The sequence below is a fragment of the Cerasibacillus sp. genome (assembly GCF_036516575.1).
In the GTDB taxonomy this organism is placed as follows: Bacteria; Bacillota; Bacilli; order Bacillales; family Amphibacillaceae; genus Cerasibacillus.
Genome location: NZ_DATBTY010000036.1, coordinates 15,622 through 38,365, shown reverse-complemented (window position 1 = coordinate 38,365; position 22,744 = coordinate 15,622). Strand labels below are relative to the sequence as shown.

Below are 22,744 nucleotides of genomic sequence, written 5' to 3'. Positions count from 1 at the left end.
GTATTAATTTGGAGGGATTCCGATGAAATATTCTAGTCGCTTTATGAAATTTATTGGTGGCCGTGATTTAGTGTTTGGGCTCATTATTTTGATCCTAATCGGAATCACAATTTTCGTCTATCAACACGTTTCTTTTATTTTTAACCCGATTGTAACCATTTTCTCAACATTATTGCCACCGATAATTTTAGCGTTTATCGCATATTACCTGTTAAATCCAATCGTTAATCTTCTGGAACGTTTACGGATTAAACGAATTTGGGGGATCATTATTTTGATTCTTGGAATAAGTGGTATTTTAACGGGGATTATCTTAATTACAGCACCCATTATCGAAACACAGATAAAAGATTTAATTAAGTTCTTTCCTGCTTATTTAAAACAAATGGGTGAAGGAATCCAATCGTGGCTACAATCATCTATATTCGGGGTTTACTATGATGAAGGATATAAATGGGTCGTTGACAACTTAAGTGACTTACCAAGCCAAATTGGGGCCTATATTGGCGGTGCTTATGAAGGCGTTCGCAACTTTGCGACCACCGTTACGAATGTTATTGTCGCTTTAGTCACATTTCCAATTATTTTATTCTTTTTATTAAAAGATGGTACACGATTTAAAAGCTATTGTTTACAATTATTACCACCAAAATTTAGAAACGATGCTAATTACATCTTGAAAAACATGGACGAACAAGTCGGTTCTTATATTCAAGGTCAGATCATTGTCGCCTCTTGTATCGGAATTCTGCTTTATATAGGTTACTTAATTATTGGTTTAGATTATGCAATTATCCTAGCGCTTATTGCTGCTGTGACAAGCGTTGTTCCTTACTTAGGTCCAACAATCGCCATTTCACCAGCAATTATCATTGCTCTTGTTCATTCACCGTTTATGTTATTAAAGCTAGCCATTGTTTGGATAGCTGTACAGTTTTTAGAAGGTAATTTCATTTCACCGAATATCATGGGAAAAACAATGAAAATTCATCCCCTTACAATCATTATTGTTTTATTAGTAGCTGGAAATTTATTTGGCTTAATTGGGGTCATTTTAGGTATTCCAGGGTATGCGATTTTAAAAGTCGTCGTGCAATACTTATACGAAAAATTCAAACGGCGTTATAACCGTTTTTACGGTGAAGAATACGGTGCCTATGATATTGAACAACATAATAATAAATCAGAGTAAGACTAAAAAAACGAGACTAAGACATAACTACCATTAAATAATACTTATAGATTGGTACATCAGATTTTGTTCACTAGAATGAAAGCCAGTATTTGGAAGATGGTTTGTATAGTTTGTTATAAAGAAAAATAATAATCCACTCCTTTTCTTTAGGGGTGGATCTCTTTTTTAATAATATCAAAGTTATCATTACGCCTCGAAGCGCGAACTCCCAATACGATATAACTTTAATTAACATCAACTTACATGACATTGAGCACTCCAATGGGAGATAACTTCAACTAATATCAATGACTTACATACCATTGAGCGCTCCAATGGGAGATAACTTCAACTAACATCAATGGCTTACATGACATTGAGCGCTCCAATGGGAGATAACTTCAACTAACATCAATGACTTACATGACATTGAGCGCTCCAATGGGAGATAACTTCAACTAACATCAATGACTTACATACCATTGAGCGCTCCAATGGGAGATAACTTCAACTAACATCAATGACTTACATGACATTGAGCACTCCAATGATATTACATAAAAAATGACACGATAAAAACTACAAATCTTCAGTACATTGCCAGAGATTCCTCAAAGTCAATTGAGAAATCTATCATTATAAAAGGTATCAAGAAAAAAACAGCTTGTGCCCTTTTGAATACAGAGCTTAAACTGCTTAAATCAATTTTTATTATCTCCTCTGTGTATTCCTTTGTCTACTTAACGAGGGAAAGTCCAGTTCATTTTGTCCCGCCCCGTTTCTTTATTTCTATAACTTGACTAGGGTTTATTCACGACTTTTTCAATCACTGTCATGAGGTGATCAGGTTTATGAAACTCGATCGGTGAGAAACTTTTGTCAAATTGAATATTTTCTGCTTCAATAATCAAAACGTAGCGTCCATTCACTTTTGCCAAATGAATGGTATCACCGAAGTCAGCTAGTAAGGCCTTTAAAGACACATGATCTAATTTCATTTTCAGTTCCACTTCAGGAGCATGTTCTGTAATTTGCGATGTTGCTTCAACGATTTGCTCTGTTGAAAGACGTTCTTGTAATTCTCGTTTTGGTGTCACCGCCCACTCTTCTAACTCCTCTTCCAATGCCACCTTTTCATCATTCGTTTCTGGATATACTTCTTCAATATGTTCTTGCACGATATCAACAACTTGTTTTCTAACAATTTCAGGAAGTGATTTCTCATATGCGACATATGGTAAAAAGTCCTCAAAATATCGCGCATGTGAAGCCTGATGCACTTTTACTTCAGCTTCATCAAGCATCCCCTCTTCTGGCATATACGGGTATTGAATTGATTTCATATTTTTCGTCGTAATGGCCATCTCTACCTGATGGATTAATGTTGACGCATCGGTAATGGTTGCTACTTTCGGTTCGAAGTCACATTTAATAATAAACAGGAAAGGATCATCGAAATACTTCGCTAATTTAGCCGTGGCCACGATCAATGCGCCACCACGTACAGCACTCGTTTCAGCATACATTTCTGCTATTTGATGTGTCTTTTCTTGGAAAATCTCTTTATTTTCGGCATATCTTAAGTGATGAAATATATTATAATTGGGGTTGGAAGTTAAATCATGTCCCTCTTCGACAATAAATCTACCAATTTTTGTAGGGCTGTTTTCGGATTTTGCGTGACGTTCTACTTTACGTTTAGCAATTTTAGTAAATTCACCATCCAAAAAGTTTTGTAACTGGCTCTCGTCATAATCTGTTTGATCCAATGTTTGATAATGTGATACACGTTTTGATTCATCTTCTATTTCTATAACATAAAAAGACAAATATTGTATATTAAACTCCATTTCATTCACCTTCTATCCTTTTAAAGTATAGAAAAGAGGTCCCTATCAGTCAATCATTGTAAACTAAATGTGAAACAGTGAAAACTTCTGAATTTTAGACTTTTTCACCTTTTTACTGTATAATAGTTAATAATTCCATTTTGGCTTCATGCGTTACATCATCTCTAAAGCGATTCTCTCTCATATAACAAAATTGTCTGAATTGAAGGAGTGTGACGTATTTGTCAAGACCAAAGCTATGGACGAGGGACTTTCTTGGAATCTCGTTATCAAGCTTTTTTTTATTTTTGCCATTTTATATTTTAATGATTACATTACCAATCTATACGTTAGAAGATTTAGATGGTAACAAAACACAGGTCGGTTTAATAGTTACCTTATTTTTAATTGCGGCTGTTATTATACGGCCATTTACAGGGAAGTTGTTGGATGCTTTTGGAAAGCGTGAAATGCTCTACTTTTCGCTCGGTCTTTATCTCGCTGCTAATTTAGGTTATCTAATCGTTGGTCATTTTACAACCTTATTATTTCTCCGTGCCATTCACGGTATCGGCTTTGGAATCGCCACAATCGCTTTAGGTACCATTGTAGCTGATATTATTCCGAAAGAAAGGCGTGGTGAAGGAATGGGTTATTACTCATTATTTATGAACCTCGCCATGGTTGTAGGGCCTTTTCTCGGATTGACAATGATTCAATTCACTTCATTTAACATATTATTTCTTGTCACATCCCTATTCTCATTATGCGCCTTCATCTCTGCACTCGTCCCAAAGTTGCCGCAGAAAACAACTAAAGCACACGTTAAAACAAGACTAAAACTAGATGACTTGTTCGAAAGAAAGGTATTATCAATCACTATAATGGCTGGACTCCTCTCTTTCACTTATGCTAGTTTACTGTCATTTTTATCCCTTTATGCGATTGAATTACAAATGGAGAAAACGGCAAGCTTTTTCTTTGTTGCCTATGCCGTCTTACTCATATTATCGCGTCCGTTTACAGGTAGATGGTTTGACCAGTACGGTGAGAATGTGATTCTTTACCCTGCTATTTTCATTTACGGACTAGGGATGCTCTTGTTAAGCCAGACTACACATTCTTTCACCTTTCTATTAGCAGGTGGATTAATCGGTCTTGGGTATGGGACAATCGTTCCATCGATTCAAACGATGGCGATTAACAATGTAGCACCACATCGTCGTGGGATTGCTACAGGGACTTTCTTTACCTTTCTTGATACAGGGATTGGTACGGGTTCATTCATATTAGGAATTGTTGCCCAGTTATCGGGATTGCGCCATCTCTATCTCTATTCTAGCATCATGGTTTTCCTGTGCATTGGCATCTACTACATCGTTCATGGTAGGAAACATAAGCGGGTTAAAAATAATTGATATTATTATATTTTCCTAGTCTAAAATTTATCTCGTCCTCGAGTCCTATATCTCTGTTAATAATGGTAATATATATGTTATGATATGAGCAGAAATATATCGATAAGAGAGGGTCCTTATGGCAAATAAACAAGCACTTATCAAATTTACAACAAATCGAAATATCCATCCCCATTATTACGATTATGCGACCGCTGTCCAACATGTTAAAGATATCTTAAAACATAAGATTGGTGCAGAGTTAAACCTCTATCATGCTGGGGAAGATGTGCATACATTGTTCGAAACGATGCATGACATTATTAGCGAAAATGAAATTGAGGTCGAGATACTATCAAGTGTATATGACAATGTTAGTGCCAACGCCATTAAATATACAGTAGAGAAAAACTATCACGTGATTCCATCCATATCAAACAATATATTTTATTTCGCAACATATGATGTTGCCATGGTAAGAATGCCAATCTATCAAAATCACGAAGACTTTGAGGAAGACTTCATATTTGCCAAAAATGATGAAAGTGTTATTCGCTTTATTAATGAGATGATTGAAAAGCAACGCCAATCCATGATGGAAGGCATTACGGTTTTCACCGACACGGATGAAGGAGTTGTACGTCATCGTGAAAAAATTACCCAACAAATCCCTCGTGAAGAGGTTTTACTTAGTGACAGTATTAAAAGGGATATCTTTCGGGCCATTGATGAATTCTTCCTAAAGAGTGGTGTATTCTTTAAGCAATACAATATCCCATATAAACGAGGCATACTACTTTATGGGAATCCAGGAAACGGTAAAACAACACTTGTTAAATCAATTGCTGGAAGTGTCACGGCACCAATTGTTTACTGGCAAATTACCGAAAACACATCTAGCTATTCGATTCAAGAAGTATTTGAAACCGTAACTAAAATGGCGCCAATGGTACTTGTCATCGAAGATATTGAATCCATGCCTGATTATGCACGTTCTGCCTTTCTTAATGCCTTAGATGGAGCGACATCGAAAGAAGGAATTTTTCTTATTGGTACAACGAACTATCCCGAACGCATTGACCCAGCACTTATTAATCGAGCTGGTAGATTTGACCGTGCTTATGAAATTAAACAACCTGATGAATCGTTGCGCCGTCTCTATTTAGAGAAAAAGGGCTTGAAACAGTTCCTTGATGAAGAGTGCTTCCTATACTTGGTAGGAAAAACGGAAGGACTATCCATCGCGCAGCTCAATGAAGTATATATGTCTATTGCTCTTCAGTGGCACTATGAGGAACCGATTGATGTCGATCAGATTGTTGACGATTTATTAGAAAACCACAGACGGACGATTAAGCAAGAATGGGATTCTGATGACTATATAGGAAAGGTCGGCTTTTGAGACTCATCCGAACTTGAATGATGTTAAAACTAAACATCATTCAAGTTCTTTTTTGTCTTTGAGATTGATCATATTTGGTTTAAGATTGTTTGAATATGTTATTTATGAACAAACGTTCACAAAATGTTAATAATTAGACACGTTTTATAGCCCTTAAGAGTCATGGAAGGAGTAAAACTCCATGCTATGATGAATTTGTACCCAATTCGCGAATGGTAAAGGGGATCTAGATGAGGAAATTCCTGGCAATTTTTATTACTTTATTATTTATCGGATTTAACCAAACGATTGCAGCTAAAACAGAACCAATTCCACTACAACCATTGATTGATCAAACAAAACCTGGTGCCATATTAAACTTACCGCCAGGAGAATATATTGGTGGAACCGTCGTTAATAAACCGATTCATATTAAGGGGAACGATCAAGTCGTTATTCTATCGAGTAATAAAGGGCCCGTTCTTCAAGTCAATGCAGATCAAGTTATATTAGAAAATCTTTCTATTATTGATCAAAGAAGTGCTAGTGATGAAACGGTTTATATCGCGGGAGATCATAATGAATTAAAACAACTAAATATAGAAACAAATGGCATCGGAATTCAACTATTTGAAGCCAATCATAACAAATTGCATCATATTCATGTTACTGGAAACAAAAAAGTCTCATTGGCACAACGTGGGAATGGCATTGATTTATGGGATTCGGATAATAATACAATTCATTCATCACAGATTGCTGATGTCCAAGATGGGATTTATCTCGAAAAGAGTAGAAAAAATGAGATCTACGATAATATCGTAACCCATTCTCGTTATGGCTATCATTTAATGTTTACTAACAAGACAAATCTTTCGAGAAATGAATCCTATTACAATATAAGTGGCATGATGGTTATGGGGACGAGTGGAACGATTGTAAAACATAACCAATTAAAACATAATCTAAAAAGCGTGCAATCATTAGGGCTTCTTCTCTTTGATGTTGAAGATGCTCAAGTTTCTCATAATGTTATATCTAATAATAAGGTCGGTCTATTTATTGAAAGCGCACATCAAAATAACATCACATTAAATGAATTAAAGCAGAATTTTATCGGTGTTCAGTTTTTAAAATCAACTGAAAATAACGTGACAGAAAATGCCTTTCTAGCCAATGTAATTCAAGGCCAAGCCGAAAGAAGTTCCGACAACCATACGGAATCTAATTTTTGGGGAGATCATGTCGGACTTGATACAGATGGGGATGGCTTTAGTAATTTATCTTATCAAGTTGACCCATTCTATCTGACATTAACAAAAGAGTACCCGCCTTTTCAAATTTACTTTCAGGCACCGGGGATGCAGTTTTTAGAGCAGTTATTTCATGCGCCTACTGACCAATGGTTATCTGATGGTTCACCCTTAATGGAGAACCCGATTCAATCTGATACCAAAGCAAAGACATATTCTTTTTATGTCCTATGCTTTAGTATAATACTATTCATTTTTAGTACAACAATCATATATATGGGGGCAAAAAGAAGATGAAAAGATCTCGATTATTTTTAATGATTTTACTCGCATTAACATTAGTGATTTCTGCTTGTGGTTCAAAGGAATACAATGCAGAGGATATTGATGAGGAAACAGATACTTGTGATGTATGTAGTATGGTTGTTCCAGATAATCAACATGCGACACAAATTGTTCTTGAAGATGGTAAAGTGTTAAAATTCGACGATATTGGTTGCCTACACAACTGGAAAGATGAAAATGGTGAAGATGATATCGGTGCAGAATTTGTGCGCGACTACAATACTGAAGAATGGATTGAGTTAAAAGACGCTACATTTACTTATCATGAGGAATTTGAAACACCGATGGCATACGGGGTGTACAGTTTTAAAGATAAAAGTGATGCAGAAAAGGTAATTGAAGAGGAAGGTAAAGGCGAATTATTGACGGCAGATGACTTAGCCAAACATAAATGGGAAATGAATATGGATATGATGGAACATGGTGATCACGATGAGCACGAAGATCATGATGAACATGGTGACCATGACGAAGAAGATGGCAAATAAGAAGGTAATTAAATATCACGATCATTTACCCCTATGTTAACATAGGGGTAAATCCATTAGAATAGAAGGACTGGTGAATGGTGCATATTTTAACGATTGCAAAACGTGAAATCAAGCTCGGTTTTCGTAATTCCTGGACATATTCTTTTCTCATTTTATTTACATTATTTACAATCGCTATCTTACTACTACAGTCTGGAGTCCAGTCAACAGAAGGATATACAGACATAACCGGAACGATGATGAATATGACCCTTTACTTACTCCCTTTACTAACACTTCTCTTAGGAAGTGTCTCGGTTGCTGTAGAAAAAGAAAATGGACATTGGGAATTATTATCTACATACGCCTTAACGAGAATGTCTTTTTTATGGGGAAAATGGATCGGCCTTTCCGTTATTTTATTAACCGTGCTTGCGTTTAGTTTCGGAGTAGCAGGATGTATTACTTTCCTATTTGGGAAAAGTCTATCATTAGGCACACTCGTATTCTTTTGGATCTTCTCAAGTATCCTAACCATTATATACCTAGGTATTTCTATAGCGATCGGTGCATTGGCTAAAAGTCGCTGGCAAGCATTAATTGGCAGTATAGGTGTTTGGTTTATAACTATCGTCATTTGGCCACTCTTATTAATTAGTATATTAAGTTTACTGCCTTATTCAATGTTATATACCATTCTTGAGGTCAGTACATTTCTTAACCCTGCTGAGCTCGTTCGTATCTTTTCAATGATGAAGATCGGCGCGGGGTCTGTTTTTGGACCGGAATATAACCAATGGGTCACTTGGGCGAACGGGCCGTTTGGAACACCTGTATTTATTGGTGTCGTTATTATTTGGATTATCATGACAATTGGTTTCAGTGCATTTATTTGGGAAAGAAGGGATCAACGTGAGTAATGACTTGCTTCATGTCGAACAAGTAGAGAAAACAATTCAAGGAAAAAGTATTTTACAGCCTCTTTCTTTCACACTGAAAAAGGGTCGTGCGCTTGCACTTTGTGGTGGGAATGGTGCAGGAAAAAGTACATTGATTCGTATGATTGTAGGTCTTACTCAATTGACAAATGGCTCCATAACCCTAAACGGTATGACAAAAAAATCACATCCAAAACAATACGTGAAGTCAATCGGCTATATGCCAGATGACTTTCAGTTTCAACAAGCCGTGACAGCTAAAGAAACGATTCAATTTTATGCTGCATTAAAAGGTGTTGATCAAAGTCGAATCGAAAAAATTATGAAACAAGTTGGATTAACAGAACATCTTGCTAAATCAATGGGAGCATTTTCAAAAGGTATGCGACAACGCATGCTTCTTGCACAGGCATTGCTTACCGAACCGCCACTCATTGTGCTTGATGAGCCGACAAATGGCCTTGATCCCTATTGGGTCAAATCATTTGGAAGCATGATCTTAGATGCTAAGGAACGTGGTCAATCGGTTGTATTTTCGACACATGATTTACATGTTGCTGAAGAGGTGGCTGATGACATCATCTTTTTATATGACGGCGAAGTGATTAGTTCTGGTCCTATTGAGGATTATCAAGAAACAGGACTTTATGCCACGTTCCAAGATTTAATACTTCAATCCCAATAACCATCACTCTACCTTTTTGGTAGAATGATGGTTATTTTTTCCCCTTAACATAGCCTTTTTCATAAGCATATTTTGCCAATTGTACACGATTATTTAAGTGTAGTTTTTGGAATAAGTTTTTTAGGTGGTTTTTTACCGTATACTCGGAAATTTCTAGCCCAATGGCAATATCCTTATTTGTGTAACCTTGTGCAACCCATGTTAATATTTCTCGTTCTCTATTTGAAAGGGTATCACCTTCAACTTCGTAACGTTCCTGATGACTGGTAAACTCTTGGAGCATTTGCTCAGCTAAACGTTTAGATACAGGAGCTTGGTCTCTAGCAACTGCTTTTAAATAGTTAACCCATGATTCATTGTTAACGGTTTTCAATAAGTAACCTTGTGCTCCACTTTTAATCGCTTCAAATAAATGGGTAAAATCATCGGAAACCGTTACAACTACAATTTTAACATATGGGTAATGACTCTTAATCAGGTGTGTCACTTCTAAACCACTCATTCCTGGTAGATGAATATCCATCAAGATGAGATCTGGCATAAGCTCCGCTACAAATTCAATTGCCTCTTCACCCGTTTGAGCTTCTCCTACAATATTGAACACGGCATCTGTTTTTAATATTTCGCGAATACCTTGTCTTGCCATCGGATGGTCATCAACAATGAGGACGCGAATTTGCTCTCCCATTTTACTCACCCCCTTGATTTAAGCCCGGAAAATGAGAGCTGTCTTATTTCCTAATCGTTTTAAATCCATTGTCCAATTGATTCGCTTGCAACGGTCATGCATCATCTGAAGACCATAGCCACCTTGTTTATCTACATCATCTTTTTTAAAACCTTTTCCGTTATCGCGAATAATGAGTGACTTCTCTTCTGAATTAACGATGAACGTCACTTCAACTTCTGTCGCTTGAGCGTGTTTATGGATATTCATTAATGCCTCACCAATACAGGAGGTGAGTTCGATTTTTTCACGTGTTGATAAATAGTCTTCTTTGATTACAATATGCTTTGTAACAGGGATAGACGTATCTTTTTCAAATTTATGAATCTGTTTGTGAACAGTTTCGACCCACGGTTCTTCTAATGCCTGTGTTGGTACTTTTAAATGATGAATCCCTTGTCTAACGTAGTCATGAATATGATGGATCGTTTGTTTTAACTCTTCAAACATAACCTGATCATCATCCTTTACATCAAGTTGATCGAGTTGTTGAATCTTAATAGATAATAGAAATAATGATTGCGCCAATCCATCATGAAGTTCACTAGCAATTCTTTCGCGCTCTTCTAGCATCGCCTTTTCAGCGCGCTCAGCCCTTAATTGTTCTTGAATGCACTCCATTTTTTTAAAAAAACGTGTTAGTAATGTAAAGGTGACAAACAGAACGATAATAGGTGTTAACCAATTTCCTAATTCCATCGAAATATAAGGTAGTAAATATTCATGACGAATGTATTCCCATAAACCAACTGTTACAGTTGGAATAATTAATATAAGTGCCTTTATTTGTTTGTATGTTAATTTACTGTCTCCTCTTTTTTCGTCCACTGAATTTTCTCTCCTTATTAATATAATGTTCTAATTTCATTATAATCGATAGAAGTGAATTTAGCAGACATACAAATAAAAAAGCACCCTTTCCATTTCATGTCAGGCTGCTTTCTTAACAATATGTTGTTATTTTCCTAATGTCCATACGTTCATAACCTTCTCAATTAGTCTGTTATCTTTTTCTTCCATTCGGTAAAGGCAATACATTAATGTCAGAAATGAGGGGGCTGCAAATGGAGAGTCAATATGTTGTAATACATTGATTTGTACATCATATGAGCCCTTATCATAACGAATGACGGCGAACGGTTCATCTTGCAACTTACATGTCAGCTCTTCCTGCAAATTACCTTCCGCAACTTCGAAAGAATTACCGTTTATATGACCCTTTACACGGAAAGTTAAGGACATCTTCTGTTCTTGAAAACAAAACATCTCGGAATTTTTATGATCCTGAAAAAGATATTGAGTTACTTTTAAGCCTAAACCGGTTTGCTTTTTCATTCCGACAGATGAAATCATTTCACCTGCTACATTTTGAAAGGTGTAGATGCTATTTTTCGCTATCTCATGATGTAATAAATCAATCGGGTCATGTGTCCGGATAATATATCCAATTAAATGACCATCTTGATTAAAAACGGATAAATTATCACTCTTCCTAAAAAAGAGCTTGTCCTTAAATAAATAAGATTGATGTGTGTCATTTTGCTCGGTACGTTTGAGTTTGTCTATAAATCGCTTCATCATAATCTCCCCCATGAGCGTCCTAGTATTATATACGATTATTCACACAAAATGTTTCAGTATTTTTAAAAACAAATAAAAAACGGTGTATCAGTTGATATTTCAAACTGCACACCGTTTTATAATTTATAATTCTGCTTTTAATTGTTTTAGTAAGGTAACGACTTCTTGTGACGCTTCCTGCAAACGCTCAAAGGCTTGTTGAGCTCCGGATAAATTCCCGTTTGCATAACATTCTGCTGCCTTCCGGGCACAATTATGAACAGCCATATGTGGCGTTTCAAGTGCTTTATATGATGCTTTATCCTTCATTTGCAATGGCAAATCACTGTAATACCATCGTCCTAAATGACACGCTTCATGTGAACCCACTTGTTCTGCTTTCAAATCCTCGATTCCTAAAAGCATGTTATAAATGCGCCATTTCCACAAAAGATGGTCCGTAATAGCAGACTCAATAATATCCTTAGACTCCAATTCAATATTTGTTTCAAAGAAGCTTCTCCGATTCGCATCCATCTGCTTACTTAGTTCCAAAATCGTTTCGGCTGTTTCTATTGCGATTACTTGTGACTCATCGCTTTGTTCAGAAATGACTGCATTTCGGTCAGAAATTTCTTGGATTGCTGCTGTTTGTTCTTCGCTCATGGCAGCAATTTGCGATATTTCATGGCTAATTCCTTGAATCGCTTCTACAATTTTAACAAGTTCATCACCAGCTGTCGTTGCACCGACAACACTTTGATTAACCATTTTTTCCGTTTCCTTAATCTCTTGAGTTACAGCATTAGATACCTCTAATAAAGACTCCATATTAGACGTTATCTGGGTAATCTGTTCTTTTGTATGTTCCGATAATTTACGAACCTCAGAAGCAACGACTGCAAATCCTCTACCATGCTCACCTGCTCTCGCCGCTTCAATACTAGCATTCAAAGCTAGTAAATTCGTTTGTTCGGCAATTTCTCGAACGACATTGACAACATTCTTTGTATGTTCAATCTCTTGGTCAAGTTTACTTACTCTATGAACAACCTGCTCGTATACCTGACCAACTTGTTGAATCCCGTCCAATGATTCATCAATGACATGCTTACTTCGATTTGCTGATTGTACCGCATCATCGGTTCCTTCAGATACAGTAACAGCATGATTAGCCACTTCCTGAATCGAAGCCGTCATTTCCTCAGTTGCCGCAGTCACACTATATGCTTCTTCTTTTTGCTTGTTCATGCTACTAATGAGTTCACGTGATGTATCTAATTGGGTTGTATAATTTAACAAATCGGATATCCCGAATAAGAATTGTTTGACAGTTGATTGTGTGTAGACTTCAACAATGAGCTGAACATCAAAGGCAGCTAACTTTTGAATCGCAAGTACCATTTGGATCATCTTCTCAGAACGATTATACATTTTCTCCATGATGATAGATGTCATCATTTGGACTAGTAGCTGATACGCAGCTGTAAAATGTTGCGATGTTAAATGTATGTCGCTATGTACCTTACCAATAATTTGACGTGCCTTTATATAATCATTATTGATTTCCGCTCGAAAAAACTGTTCTAAATATGTGGTCATTGTCTTTTTTAGACGTTCAACACTCGAATGCTCATTAATCAAGTGTTGTAACTCTTCATAAGATGTAATTGTCTCATAAAATGTATCAACTATTTCAGTTAAATAAGGCGAAATGATTTCCGCTGCATCCCTGACATGTTGCAATGTCTTGTCATTTATACCCAAAAAACTCAATCTCTTACTTACGTCATCATTAACTTGCTTGATATTTGTTTTCTGCGAGAAATTCAAGTAATCATGCCAAACGTTTTTTGGTCGTTTTGTAAAAATAGCCATATGTGTTGTGTCCCCCAATGTTTAGATGTTTAACTGTCTTCGTTCAGATTCATCCTTCATCGATTAATAGATAAACATGTAATTCACCAACACCCGAAAATGAGACTGTCACTTGTAGTCCATTTCGATACCCTGTTAATGTTGTATTTCCTTCCATAATCGTAGGTGCCGTAATATCGGTTTTTACACCTTTTGTTATAATATCGGTCGATAAATTACCCGCAATCATATTACCGAGTTCCCCACTAAATGAATGTAACATCTCCTGCTCCACTTTCATCCCGAACATCGCTTCACCTATCGAAGCAAACACAGATTTATCTCCAGCTAAAATGAGCTTTCCTTTCATTTGTCCGGTAATTCCAATTAAAACTCCAAAATGCAAATGAAAGGATTGTTTTAATGCTTCTGTATTTAAAATTTTATAGGGGAGAGAAACAACTTTTTCTAGGGAAGCCATTGTACCATTTAATAATTCTTTAATGAGAACATTTCTTTCAATCGTTCGTGTCATGCATTCGTCTCCTTAAATCTCTATACTTAATCAACTGTTGAACAGAGCATATCTTGATCAAATACATGATATTGCGCCTTACCTTTTGCTTTTGACTGGTATAATGCAATATCTGCTTTTTTATATAAAGTTTGAATATCTGTACCATGTTCAGGTCTGATGGCAATACCTATACTTGCAGTGACATGGTCAGCTGCTAATGAATTCGTGTTATTAATGGATAGTTGGATAGCGGAAATCAATTCTTTCGCCACATCATTTACCAATCGCCTATCACTAATATACAAGACGACGATAAATTCATCCCCACCGTAGCGATAAACCTCCCCTATTTTATCGACAGCTTTTTCAATTGTTTTAGCAACATTTTTTAATAGTTGGTCACCGGAGTCATGACCTAGACAATCATTTACTGTTTTAAAATGATCTAAATCAATCATAAATAAGGCAAGCTTTGCACGATTATTGAACGTATCGAGTGCCATTTCATCAAAAGCGGCTCTGTTTTTCAAGCCAGTTAAACTATCGTGGAATGCTAAGTACATCGGTCTGGAAACCCATTTAGCAATAATAAACGAAATAACGATTGTAACGGCAAAGATAATAAAAAGCTGAATATAAAATATTTGTTTATTGCGATCCAAAATCGCTTGGATTGTATTTTGATTATAAATAATTTCAATGACCTTTTGCTGGGTTGTTCCATAATCATATTCTGATTTGTAAGGGACATAGCGGTAAATGACCTGCTGATCCTCAATATGCCCTTCTAGTTCTACTTTCTCACCAGAAGTGAGTGCTTTATTAAATGCCTCTCTTCTCTCAACTGTTAACCACTTTTCTCTAGGGTTTTTTCCAAATGGTTTGCCAGCGATGTTTAATATATTTATCTCGTTAATTGGTGGATATTTCTGAGCCAAATAATGATTCGCTTTAATGAAATCAAAATCTTGAAAAACAGCTTTATCCTCCAACAAAACGCCAAGTTGAATTAAATATTTTTTATCTCTCGTTGCCATATAACTATATTTCTTAACATGGCCTGTTTCCTGTTCTAGATCAATCCCATCGTGATGAAATTCACCTGATTTAAGTCTGTTTTCCAATACTTTAGCAATTTTTTTGCAGCAACGATTAAAGTCAAGGCCAATATCTGGCAAGAAACTACTGTGAGTGATTACATTTTCCTGGTTAATAATGTAAATATCTGCATCATATTTTTCTTTTAATAATTGAAAATCCCATGTGGAAAAATCCGGGTTTTCTTCATATTTTTCAATTAATTCTACCGATGCTTTCTTCATTTGCTCAGCTATTTCATTATTAAAATAATGATTAACCTTTTCAACAGTCTGTAATGTTTGCTCAACCATATCTTCAATCGAGTTAACTTGTTTTATATTACTTTCAACTGTATCTGTCCGTATCCGCTTATAATCAATGATCGATATCGTAAATGACAGAGAGCAAGCAAATAATATCATCATTGCGAATAGCTTCTTCCTAAAATTATTACGCACTTTTTCACCCCTTTATCGATGAAGGGTTACATTTAACTAGGGCCACTATAAAAACGTATGTTCCATAACTTTTTACCTAATATAGTTATATTATCTCAGACTTATGAAAAAAATGCCATTTATCGTACACAATTTCTCGCTTTGTTCAAAGGTTGTTCACAATTTAAAAAACACAGCCTGAGCTGTGTTTTTTAGACCCTATTTTTTGTTATCTTTATTATCAACGATGTCCTGAACATCTGTTTCTTCGGCAAATTCGACACGTAAGTTTTGTAACGACTTTATATCGCGTGACTCTGTTTGATATGTTTTTGCAAACAAATGCGCTAAATATCCGTGAATAAAAAACTCACTACATAAGAAGAAAAACGCTGCAAAAAAAGCAAGTGGAACAATAGCATATTCAACACCGATAAAGAGATTACCCATATACCAAAATAAAGCAAATGCAAAAGCAAAGTCCAAAATTAGCGCGATGATATTGCCGAAGTAACGGTAGAAGATCATATCCCCTACGATATACGTTAAAGCAGTTATAAGAAGTGACATCCACAATAAATTAACAATCGGCATATGATCATAAATCCCAAATAATGATAAAACAATCACAATCATCACAATGAGTTTGATTCCGAAAACCTTGATATGTTTCATCTAACGCACCTCATTCCATTGAGTTACCATTAGTATGAAACATATTGGTCAAATTTATAACTCGGAGTCTACTGGTTCTCCATCATACTCGGTTATATTTACTTTAGGTGGTAATTTAATATAGAGTAAACTTTCACCTATACCTATACTGTTCCGTTCATCATCCTGCCCAAGTTGACTTTGAAATTGTAGAAATGGTAATTCAGCTTGCAACCGAGAAAATCTTACATCCCTTTCTATTCCTCCAATTAATAATTCATTCTGTCTCAATTCAACAATCGGAGTCACGTGATCATTAAGCTCATAATAAAAACCGTCTACTTTAATCGGTGATTCGTAATAGGTGATTTCAATCATGCCTTCCTTTTCGGAATGACCGTGGTCGATTGGTATATCTATATAATCATTATCGATTGAATTTATTTTGATTGTCGGATTATCATAAGGAAATTCCCATGTTCGTCTAATAAATGATTTACCCTTCGTTTCTAACGTCCCTTCTTCAATATATTGCCATAACATCGGTAATTCATCAATGTCTTCTTTTTTAATCGCTTGACTAGTCTGCTGTTGTGGTAAGAACAAATAAACAACTAGCCCAATAAGCAATAAGATGAAGTAACCATTTAAAAACCAGTGGCTTTTAAAGTCGAGCCTTAACTTCTTAGGAATAAAAAATGTTAAATAAACAATACCTAATACGGGAAGTAAAGTAGCAATCACAAATATCATATCATTCATCATGTTATCTAACCTCCTTCTGATTAGATATCCAGAAAGCACATAAAATAGCGACCGTGATTGTCGTTAGCGTCTTTAACAAAAAGATTGGAAAGGAGCTTTCAAAAAAGTAAAAGTGATTCACTTTATATAATAGATCTATATTCATCGTATTTAACATCACAATTGTACCGATGATAACAGTTGGAATTAAAAAAGCGAATGAATAATGAACCTGCACAAGACATCCAATCAGATATCCGATGATACTAAAGAAAAAAATATAAATAATCGTGCCCATAACCCCATAGACATAACCTTGTAAATCCGCAATTGCAGATAAAGATATCACCTCTTCTAATCCAACAAATAAAGTGTGTAAACTTATTATCAAGTAACGTGACATGATAGTTGTTAAACCTGCTAAAACACTTATAGATGCTAAAAACAATATATTTGCGACATTGCTATTAATGCGTGTTGTCACAAAATGGTAGTCTTTTTCACGATATGATTTCGTTGTTATTAAAATTCCGGTGACGAATGCCCAAAGTAACGTTAAGATGATGACGATGTTTGCATTAATATTCTTAAGCTGGATAGAAATAAATCCATTCCCCGTCTCTGATACGCTTGACCCCCCTAGCGAAAAAAGAATGGCAATCAATTGCAGTAAAACTAAAGTCGTTAATGTACTTCGATAGGCTTTCCATTTATATTGAAAAAGCGTGAAGATGTTGTTTTTTGGATTAATTGTAATGAAGGACATGATCAATTCCTCCTTGTTTTTGTTCTGTTAAATAAAGACATAAATCAGAAGGTGTCACCCCAGATAGCGTAAGCCCTAGTTGCTTTGCTTGATTCCATTTAGCTGTAGATAAATTATTTTCAACAACGACAAAGGCAAAATCATCATATTGGTGTTCTTGATGGATGATATTGACGTCCTGTGCCCATTGCATGACAAGCGCTGTATTCCCAGAAACTTGACGGGCATATGTTTTTAATTCATCAATTGAACGATGTAACATGTCCTTTCCTCGATCTACCAGTAGTACATTTTCTAGGATATTTTCAATTTCGTTGAGATGATGACTTGAAATAATGATTGTACGGGGATAAGCCATATAATCTCGTAATAAGACGCGGTAAATATCTTTCCTGGTGGCTAAGTCCATTCCTGTTGTCGGTTCATCGAATAATGTAATCGGACTACGAGATGCTAGACCGAAAATCATATTGAACGTGCTTTTTCTACCTTTGGATAAATGTTCATGAATATCTCGGGGATCAAATTGAAAATAATCAAATAATCGCTGGGCAAACGCCATATCCCATTGGCGATAAAAGCGTTTACCTTGCTCTAATATTTCTTTTAATCTTAATGTATTTGGAAATCCTAATTGGTCATCGACATAGATTATATTTGCTGATACGAACAAGTTGTTAAACGGATCTTTATCTAGTACACGAACATCACCTGCAGTTTTTTTCCAAAATCCAGCCATGATTTTTAAAAGGGTCGTTTTTCCTGCCCCATTTCGACCAATTAAACCGGTCATCGTATTCTCTTCAATAGACAAATTTAAACCATTCAATGCTTTCTTACGCCCGTGAGTTTTCGTTAATTGATGACATGTAATCACGTTCATTCTCTTTCCCCCTCAATTTGTTGAGTCATGCTTCTTATCAAATCAATCAATTCCTCTTCACTAACTTGAAGTTGTCTTGCTTCTACAACGACATCTCGGACTAAACGAGTCAATGTCTCATTGCGACGTTTATCTAAAATAATCTGCTTCGCATCTTTGGTTACAAATTTCCCCAATCCACGTTTCGTATATAAAATGTTCTCGTCTGAAAGCATCTTTAAACCTTTTGCAGCTGTAGCAGGATTAATATTAAACATTTCTGCTAACGTATATTGTGAGTGAACTTTCTCATCAACGGAAAATGTCCCATTAAGAATTTCGTTTTCCATCCATTCGGCAATTTGTATATAAATCGGTGTCATGCCATCTGAATCTAACAATAAATAAACACCTCCCTGCAACTAACCCGGTGCATTAGTCTTGTAATGTAGTATATTACACATACAAAATAAATGTCAATTAGTTTTCAAAAATTGTCAAAAGTGATGTCTGCTAAACTCAATCAAACGTTTGATTGAATATTTATTAGTAAAGAAAGCGCTTTAATAAATTTAACATTCAATTCTATTGATTTTTACCATCATTTAACGCTATAATGTCCACTATACATAAACATATGTCGTTTTACAGAGAACACTAAAGGGAGATGGTCAAAGAAATGGATAGAAAAATAGGGATTGGAATATTAGGGCTTGGTGTTGTCGGGTCTGGCATCATTCATATCATTAAGGAAAATAAAGAAATGTTATATAAAAAAATCGGCTCCAACTTATCCATTGAACGTGTGTTGGTTCAAGATATTGAAAAGGATCGTAATGTAACCTTACCTAAGAAGTTATTAACGACAAATCCTGATGATGTGTTAAAAAATCCAGATATCGACATTGTAATTGAAGTAATCGGTGGGACAGACGATGCTTACATTTTTATTGAAGAAGCATTAAATAACAGAAAACATGTCGTTACAGCAAATAAAGATTTAATTGCCCTCTATGGTAGTGAGTTACACGACCTAGCTGAACAACAGGGCTGCGATTTATTTTATGAGGCGAGTGTCGGTGGGGGTATCCCAGTTCTCCGCGGATTGACAGACGGGCTAGTATCAGATGAAATCCAAGAAGTAATGGGTATTATTAACGGGACAACGAATTATATTTTGACAAAAATGGATGAAGAAGGTGTTCCATTTGAAGAGGCTCTTCAAGATGCTCAGAAACTTGGTTTTGCTGAAGCAGACCCTACTGCGGATATTAAGGGGCTTGATGCAGCAAGGAAAATGGCGATTCTTGCACGCTTGGCATTCCATATGAATGTCGCATTAGATGATATTGAGACACGTGGTATTACGAACATATCATTAACTGATTTAGAATATGGGAAGCAGCTGGGGCTTACAATGAAGTTAATCGGTATGGCTAAAACACATAATGACACAGTAGAAGTGAGTGTTCAACCGACGTTTATTGCGAATGTTCATCCGTTATCAGCTGTAAAAAATGAGTATAATGCTGTTTATGTTAAAGGAAAAGCTGTTGGTGAAACGATGTTCTACGGCCCAGGGGCTGGAAGTCTTCCAACAGCAACAGCGATTATGGCTGATGTCATCCATGTCGCTAAAAATATCCAACTAGGAATCACAGGTAAATCAGGACCGATTATCGAACGTTCAGCTCGATTGTCCCCACCTCATTTGCGAACAAGTTCATTTTATATTCGGCTTCACGTACATGATCGGGTCGGGTCCTTTGCTCATATTTCGCAATTATTCCAAGACATGGATATGAGCTTTAAACGCATCGTACAAACACCAATGAAAAAACAACAAACCGCAGAAATCATTCTTGTTACCCATCAAACATCTTTAGAGTCTTTTACCAATGCCATGAATAAGTTACAACAGATGGATGTTGTTAAAAGTATTGAGAGCTACTATCAGATAGAGGGAGAGACTGTATAATGCATTCACCTGGACTATTACACTCATACCGCGAGTTCTTACCGGTCAATAAGCAAACACCACAACTCACATTACATGAAGGGGATACACCTTTAGTCTATTTCCCTAATCTATCTAAAAAGTTAGGGATAAAATTATATGGAAAAATCGAAGGTCTTAATCCAACTGGTTCATTTAAAGACCGTGGAATGGTACTTGCTGTTGCTAAAGCAATGGAAGAAGGCAGCCAAACAATTATCTGTGCTTCAACTGGAAACACATCAGCATCAGCGGCTGCTTATGCTGCCAAAGCAGGTCTTGATGCATGGATTGTCATTCCAAAAGGAAAAGTCGCACTCGGAAAATTAGCACAAGCGATTATGTACGGAGCAAAAATTGTCGAAATTGATGGGAATTTCGATGATGCATTAAACATGGTACAAAAGATAAGTGAAACAGCCCCGATTACACTCGTTAACTCGATTAATCCATATCGAATTGAAGGGCAGAAAACAGCCGCTTTTGAAATATGTGATGAGCTAGGTGATGCGCCGGATATTTTGGCTGTTCCAGTCGGTAATGCTGGTAATATTAGTGCCTTTTGGAAAGGGTTTAAACAATACCATCAGGTGAAACAAACAGGTCTTCCTAAAATTTACGGCTTTGAAGCAGAAGGTGCTGCAGCGATTACAAAAAACAAAGTTATTGAACAACCTGAAACGTTTGCTACAGCTATTCGTATTGGTCATCCTGCTAGTTGGCAACTTGCTGTAAAAGCGCGTGATGAATCAAATGGCTTAATCGAAGCTGTGACAGATGATGATATTCTAAGAGCTTTTAAACTGCTTCCGAAACTTGAAGGCGTATTTGCTGAACCAGGGTCTTGTGCTTCAATTGCCGGGGTCATTCAACAATGTAAACGGGGAAATATTCCGAGTGGCAGTACCGTCGTTGCAGTATTGACTGGAAATGGGCTTAAAGATCCACAAACAGCAATTGATTCACTACAATTCGATAAGACATCATTACCTAATGATGAAGAAATAGTGAATCAATTTATTAAGAAAGAGGTTATTGGATGACTCATTTTCGAATACGTGTTCCTGCTACATCAGCAAATATAGGACCTGGCTTTGATTCGATAGGAGTAGCACTTAATCGATATCTGACATTATATGTTGAAGAAAGTGCACAATGGCAAATTGAACATCGCTCAACACTGCTTCCTGAAAATGTGGATGTACACTCCCATTTTATTATTAAGATCGCTCATAAAGTAAGTCAATTCTATAAAGAAAAGCTTTCACCTTGTCATATTACAATAGATAGTGACATACCACTTGCAAGAGGACTCGGTAGTAGTGCAGCTGCGGTACTTGCAGGGATTGAACTAGCTAACCAGCTATGTCTCCTACAATTAAGTCAACAAGAAAAATTAAAATTGGCAACAAGGTTTGAAGGCCATCCCGATAATGTTGCACCTGCACTATATGGTAACTTTGTTTTAAGCTTCTATCACGAAACGAACGAAACAATCGATATCATCACTTTAGACAATATTAATATACAAGCGGTAGCTTATATACCACCATTTGAATTATCTACGGAAGCAGCACGTAAAATTTTACCAGAAAAGCTTTCATTAAAGACTGCTACACAAGGAAGTGCCTTAAGTAATTTAATGATTGCTGCACTATTAAAAGGAAACTATGAACGAGCAGGATATTTCATAGAAAAAGATGTTTTTCATGAACCGTATCGCAAACCATTACTACCCCATTATGAATTGATTCGTCATGAAGCCAAACGAGAAAGCGCCTATGGAACATTCATTAGTGGGGCAGGCCCGACAATGATTTCCTTTGTTTCAAAAGCAAACAAACAACCATTAATAAAGCATATGAAAAAAGTCATACCGACCTATGACGTCGTACCACTTAATATTGACCGACATGGCTTACAAGTCCAAACATAACAAAGAAGAACGAAAGTATCATAGAAAAAGGAAACAAAGTTACTTCGCTTTGAAAATACACGTTGCTTTTAAGCAAAAAGCTGGTGAATCGTCACATAACATAGACGAAATGACACCAGCTTTTTCTTGGAAAACA

General features: G+C 36.2%; 22 protein-coding genes. 10 read left to right on the top strand and 12 right to left on the bottom strand.

Going from position 1 to position 22,744, the window contains the following annotated elements; translation table 11 throughout:
* Positions 1 to 22 precede the first annotated feature (22 nt).
* Positions 23 to 1,192 (top strand): AI-2E family transporter, encoded by a 1,170-nt coding sequence (locus tag VIG73_RS06265; protein ID WP_331640087.1) that lies wholly within the window; start codon positions 23 to 25, stop codon positions 1,190 to 1,192.
* A 782-nt stretch (positions 1,193 to 1,974) separates the two neighbouring features.
* On the opposite strand, the gene VIG73_RS06260 is transcribed toward VIG73_RS06265, so the two are convergent.
* A complete protein-coding gene (locus tag VIG73_RS06260; protein ID WP_331640085.1) occupies positions 1,975 to 3,024 on the bottom strand; it encodes a DUF3900 domain-containing protein in 1,050 nt (349 codons plus the stop codon).
* A 221-nt stretch (positions 3,025 to 3,245) separates the two neighbouring features.
* On the opposite strand from VIG73_RS06260, the gene VIG73_RS06255 reads away from it, so the two are divergent.
* From VIG73_RS06255 to VIG73_RS06230, 6 genes are all read left to right on the top strand, one after another.
* Positions 3,246 to 4,421, top strand: coding sequence for an MFS transporter (locus VIG73_RS06255; protein ID WP_331640083.1), 1,176 nt, complete (start codon positions 3,246 to 3,248; stop codon positions 4,419 to 4,421).
* Between the two features lie 118 nt (positions 4,422 to 4,539).
* Positions 4,540 to 5,802 (top strand): ATP-binding protein, encoded by a 1,263-nt coding sequence (locus tag VIG73_RS06250; protein ID WP_331640081.1) that lies wholly within the window; start codon positions 4,540 to 4,542, stop codon positions 5,800 to 5,802.
* Positions 5,803 to 6,032: 230 nt separating this feature from the next.
* Positions 6,033 to 7,331, top strand: a complete 1,299-nt coding sequence (locus VIG73_RS06245; RefSeq protein WP_331640079.1) for a right-handed parallel beta-helix repeat-containing protein — start codon at positions 6,033 to 6,035, stop codon at positions 7,329 to 7,331.
* The gene (locus tag VIG73_RS06240; protein ID WP_331640076.1) at positions 7,328 to 7,867 is read left to right on the top strand and encodes a nitrous oxide reductase accessory protein NosL; all 540 of its coding nucleotides are present in this window, start codon (positions 7,328 to 7,330) and stop codon (positions 7,865 to 7,867) included. Before VIG73_RS06245 ends, VIG73_RS06240 begins: the two co-directional genes overlap by 4 nt.
* A 77-nt stretch (positions 7,868 to 7,944) precedes the next feature.
* Positions 7,945 to 8,769, top strand: a complete 825-nt coding sequence (locus VIG73_RS06235; protein WP_331640074.1) for an ABC transporter permease — start codon at positions 7,945 to 7,947, stop codon at positions 8,767 to 8,769.
* Entirely contained in the window at positions 8,762 to 9,472 is a 711-nt protein-coding gene (locus VIG73_RS06230) for an ABC transporter ATP-binding protein (protein ID WP_331640072.1), read from the top strand. Before VIG73_RS06235 ends, VIG73_RS06230 begins: the two co-directional genes overlap by 8 nt.
* A 31-nt stretch (positions 9,473 to 9,503) precedes the next feature.
* Here the strand turns inward: VIG73_RS06230 and VIG73_RS06225 are convergent, their stop codons facing one another.
* From VIG73_RS06225 to VIG73_RS06175, 11 genes are all read right to left on the bottom strand, one after another.
* Positions 9,504 to 10,160: a response regulator transcription factor gene (locus VIG73_RS06225; protein WP_331640070.1), complete on the bottom strand. Its 657-nt coding sequence runs from the start codon at positions 10,158 to 10,160 to the stop codon at positions 9,504 to 9,506.
* 18 nt (positions 10,161 to 10,178) lie between these two features.
* Complete coding sequence (locus VIG73_RS06220; RefSeq protein ID WP_331640068.1) at positions 10,179 to 11,027, bottom strand: sensor histidine kinase; 849 nt, start codon at positions 11,025 to 11,027, stop codon at positions 10,179 to 10,181.
* A 129-nt stretch (positions 11,028 to 11,156) separates the two neighbouring features.
* Entirely contained in the window at positions 11,157 to 11,777 is a 621-nt protein-coding gene (locus VIG73_RS06215; protein WP_331640066.1) for a hypothetical protein, read from the bottom strand.
* A 126-nt stretch (positions 11,778 to 11,903) separates the two neighbouring features.
* The gene (locus VIG73_RS06210) at positions 11,904 to 13,637 is read right to left on the bottom strand and encodes a methyl-accepting chemotaxis protein (RefSeq protein WP_331640064.1); all 1,734 of its coding nucleotides are present in this window, start codon (positions 13,635 to 13,637) and stop codon (positions 11,904 to 11,906) included.
* Positions 13,638 to 13,686: 49 nt separating this feature from the next.
* On the bottom strand, positions 13,687 to 14,151 hold the full coding sequence (locus VIG73_RS06205; RefSeq protein WP_331640062.1) for a chemotaxis protein CheX: 465 nt from the start codon (positions 14,149 to 14,151) through the stop codon (positions 13,687 to 13,689).
* Positions 14,152 to 14,177: 26 nt separating this feature from the next.
* The gene (locus VIG73_RS06200) at positions 14,178 to 15,671 is read right to left on the bottom strand and encodes a GGDEF domain-containing protein (RefSeq protein ID WP_331640060.1); all 1,494 of its coding nucleotides are present in this window, start codon (positions 15,669 to 15,671) and stop codon (positions 14,178 to 14,180) included.
* A 198-nt stretch (positions 15,672 to 15,869) separates the two neighbouring features.
* Positions 15,870 to 16,325: a DUF2512 family protein gene (locus tag VIG73_RS06195; RefSeq protein WP_331640058.1), complete on the bottom strand. Its 456-nt coding sequence runs from the start codon at positions 16,323 to 16,325 to the stop codon at positions 15,870 to 15,872.
* 54 nt (positions 16,326 to 16,379) lie between these two features.
* Positions 16,380 to 17,069, bottom strand: a complete 690-nt coding sequence (locus VIG73_RS06190) for a hypothetical protein (RefSeq protein WP_331640055.1) — start codon at positions 17,067 to 17,069, stop codon at positions 16,380 to 16,382.
* 1 nt (position 17,070) lies between these two features.
* Positions 17,071 to 17,814 (bottom strand): hypothetical protein, encoded by a 744-nt coding sequence (locus VIG73_RS06185; RefSeq protein ID WP_331640053.1) that lies wholly within the window; start codon positions 17,812 to 17,814, stop codon positions 17,071 to 17,073.
* Positions 17,795 to 18,697, bottom strand: a complete 903-nt coding sequence (locus VIG73_RS06180) for an ABC transporter ATP-binding protein (protein WP_331640051.1) — start codon at positions 18,695 to 18,697, stop codon at positions 17,795 to 17,797. The genes VIG73_RS06185 and VIG73_RS06180 overlap by 20 nt, the downstream gene beginning before the upstream one ends.
* Positions 18,694 to 19,077, bottom strand: a complete 384-nt coding sequence (locus VIG73_RS06175) for a GntR family transcriptional regulator (RefSeq protein ID WP_414648377.1) — start codon at positions 19,075 to 19,077, stop codon at positions 18,694 to 18,696. Before VIG73_RS06175 ends, VIG73_RS06180 begins: the two co-directional genes overlap by 4 nt.
* A gap of 278 nt (positions 19,078 to 19,355) precedes the next feature.
* Here VIG73_RS06175 and VIG73_RS06170 point away from each other — a divergent pair, with 278 nt between their 5' ends.
* The 3 genes from VIG73_RS06170 to thrB are packed head-to-tail and all read left to right on the top strand — an operon-like array spanning position 19,356 to position 22,608.
* Complete coding sequence (locus VIG73_RS06170) at positions 19,356 to 20,654, top strand: homoserine dehydrogenase (protein ID WP_331640049.1); 1,299 nt, start codon at positions 19,356 to 19,358, stop codon at positions 20,652 to 20,654.
* Complete coding sequence (gene thrC, locus VIG73_RS06165) at positions 20,654 to 21,715, top strand: threonine synthase (protein ID WP_331640047.1); 1,062 nt, start codon at positions 20,654 to 20,656, stop codon at positions 21,713 to 21,715. The genes VIG73_RS06170 and thrC overlap by 1 nt, the downstream gene beginning before the upstream one ends.
* Positions 21,712 to 22,608 (top strand): homoserine kinase, encoded by an 897-nt coding sequence (gene thrB, locus VIG73_RS06160; RefSeq protein ID WP_331640045.1) that lies wholly within the window; start codon positions 21,712 to 21,714, stop codon positions 22,606 to 22,608. Before thrC ends, thrB begins: the two co-directional genes overlap by 4 nt.
* The last annotated feature ends 136 nt before the right edge of the window (positions 22,609 to 22,744 follow it).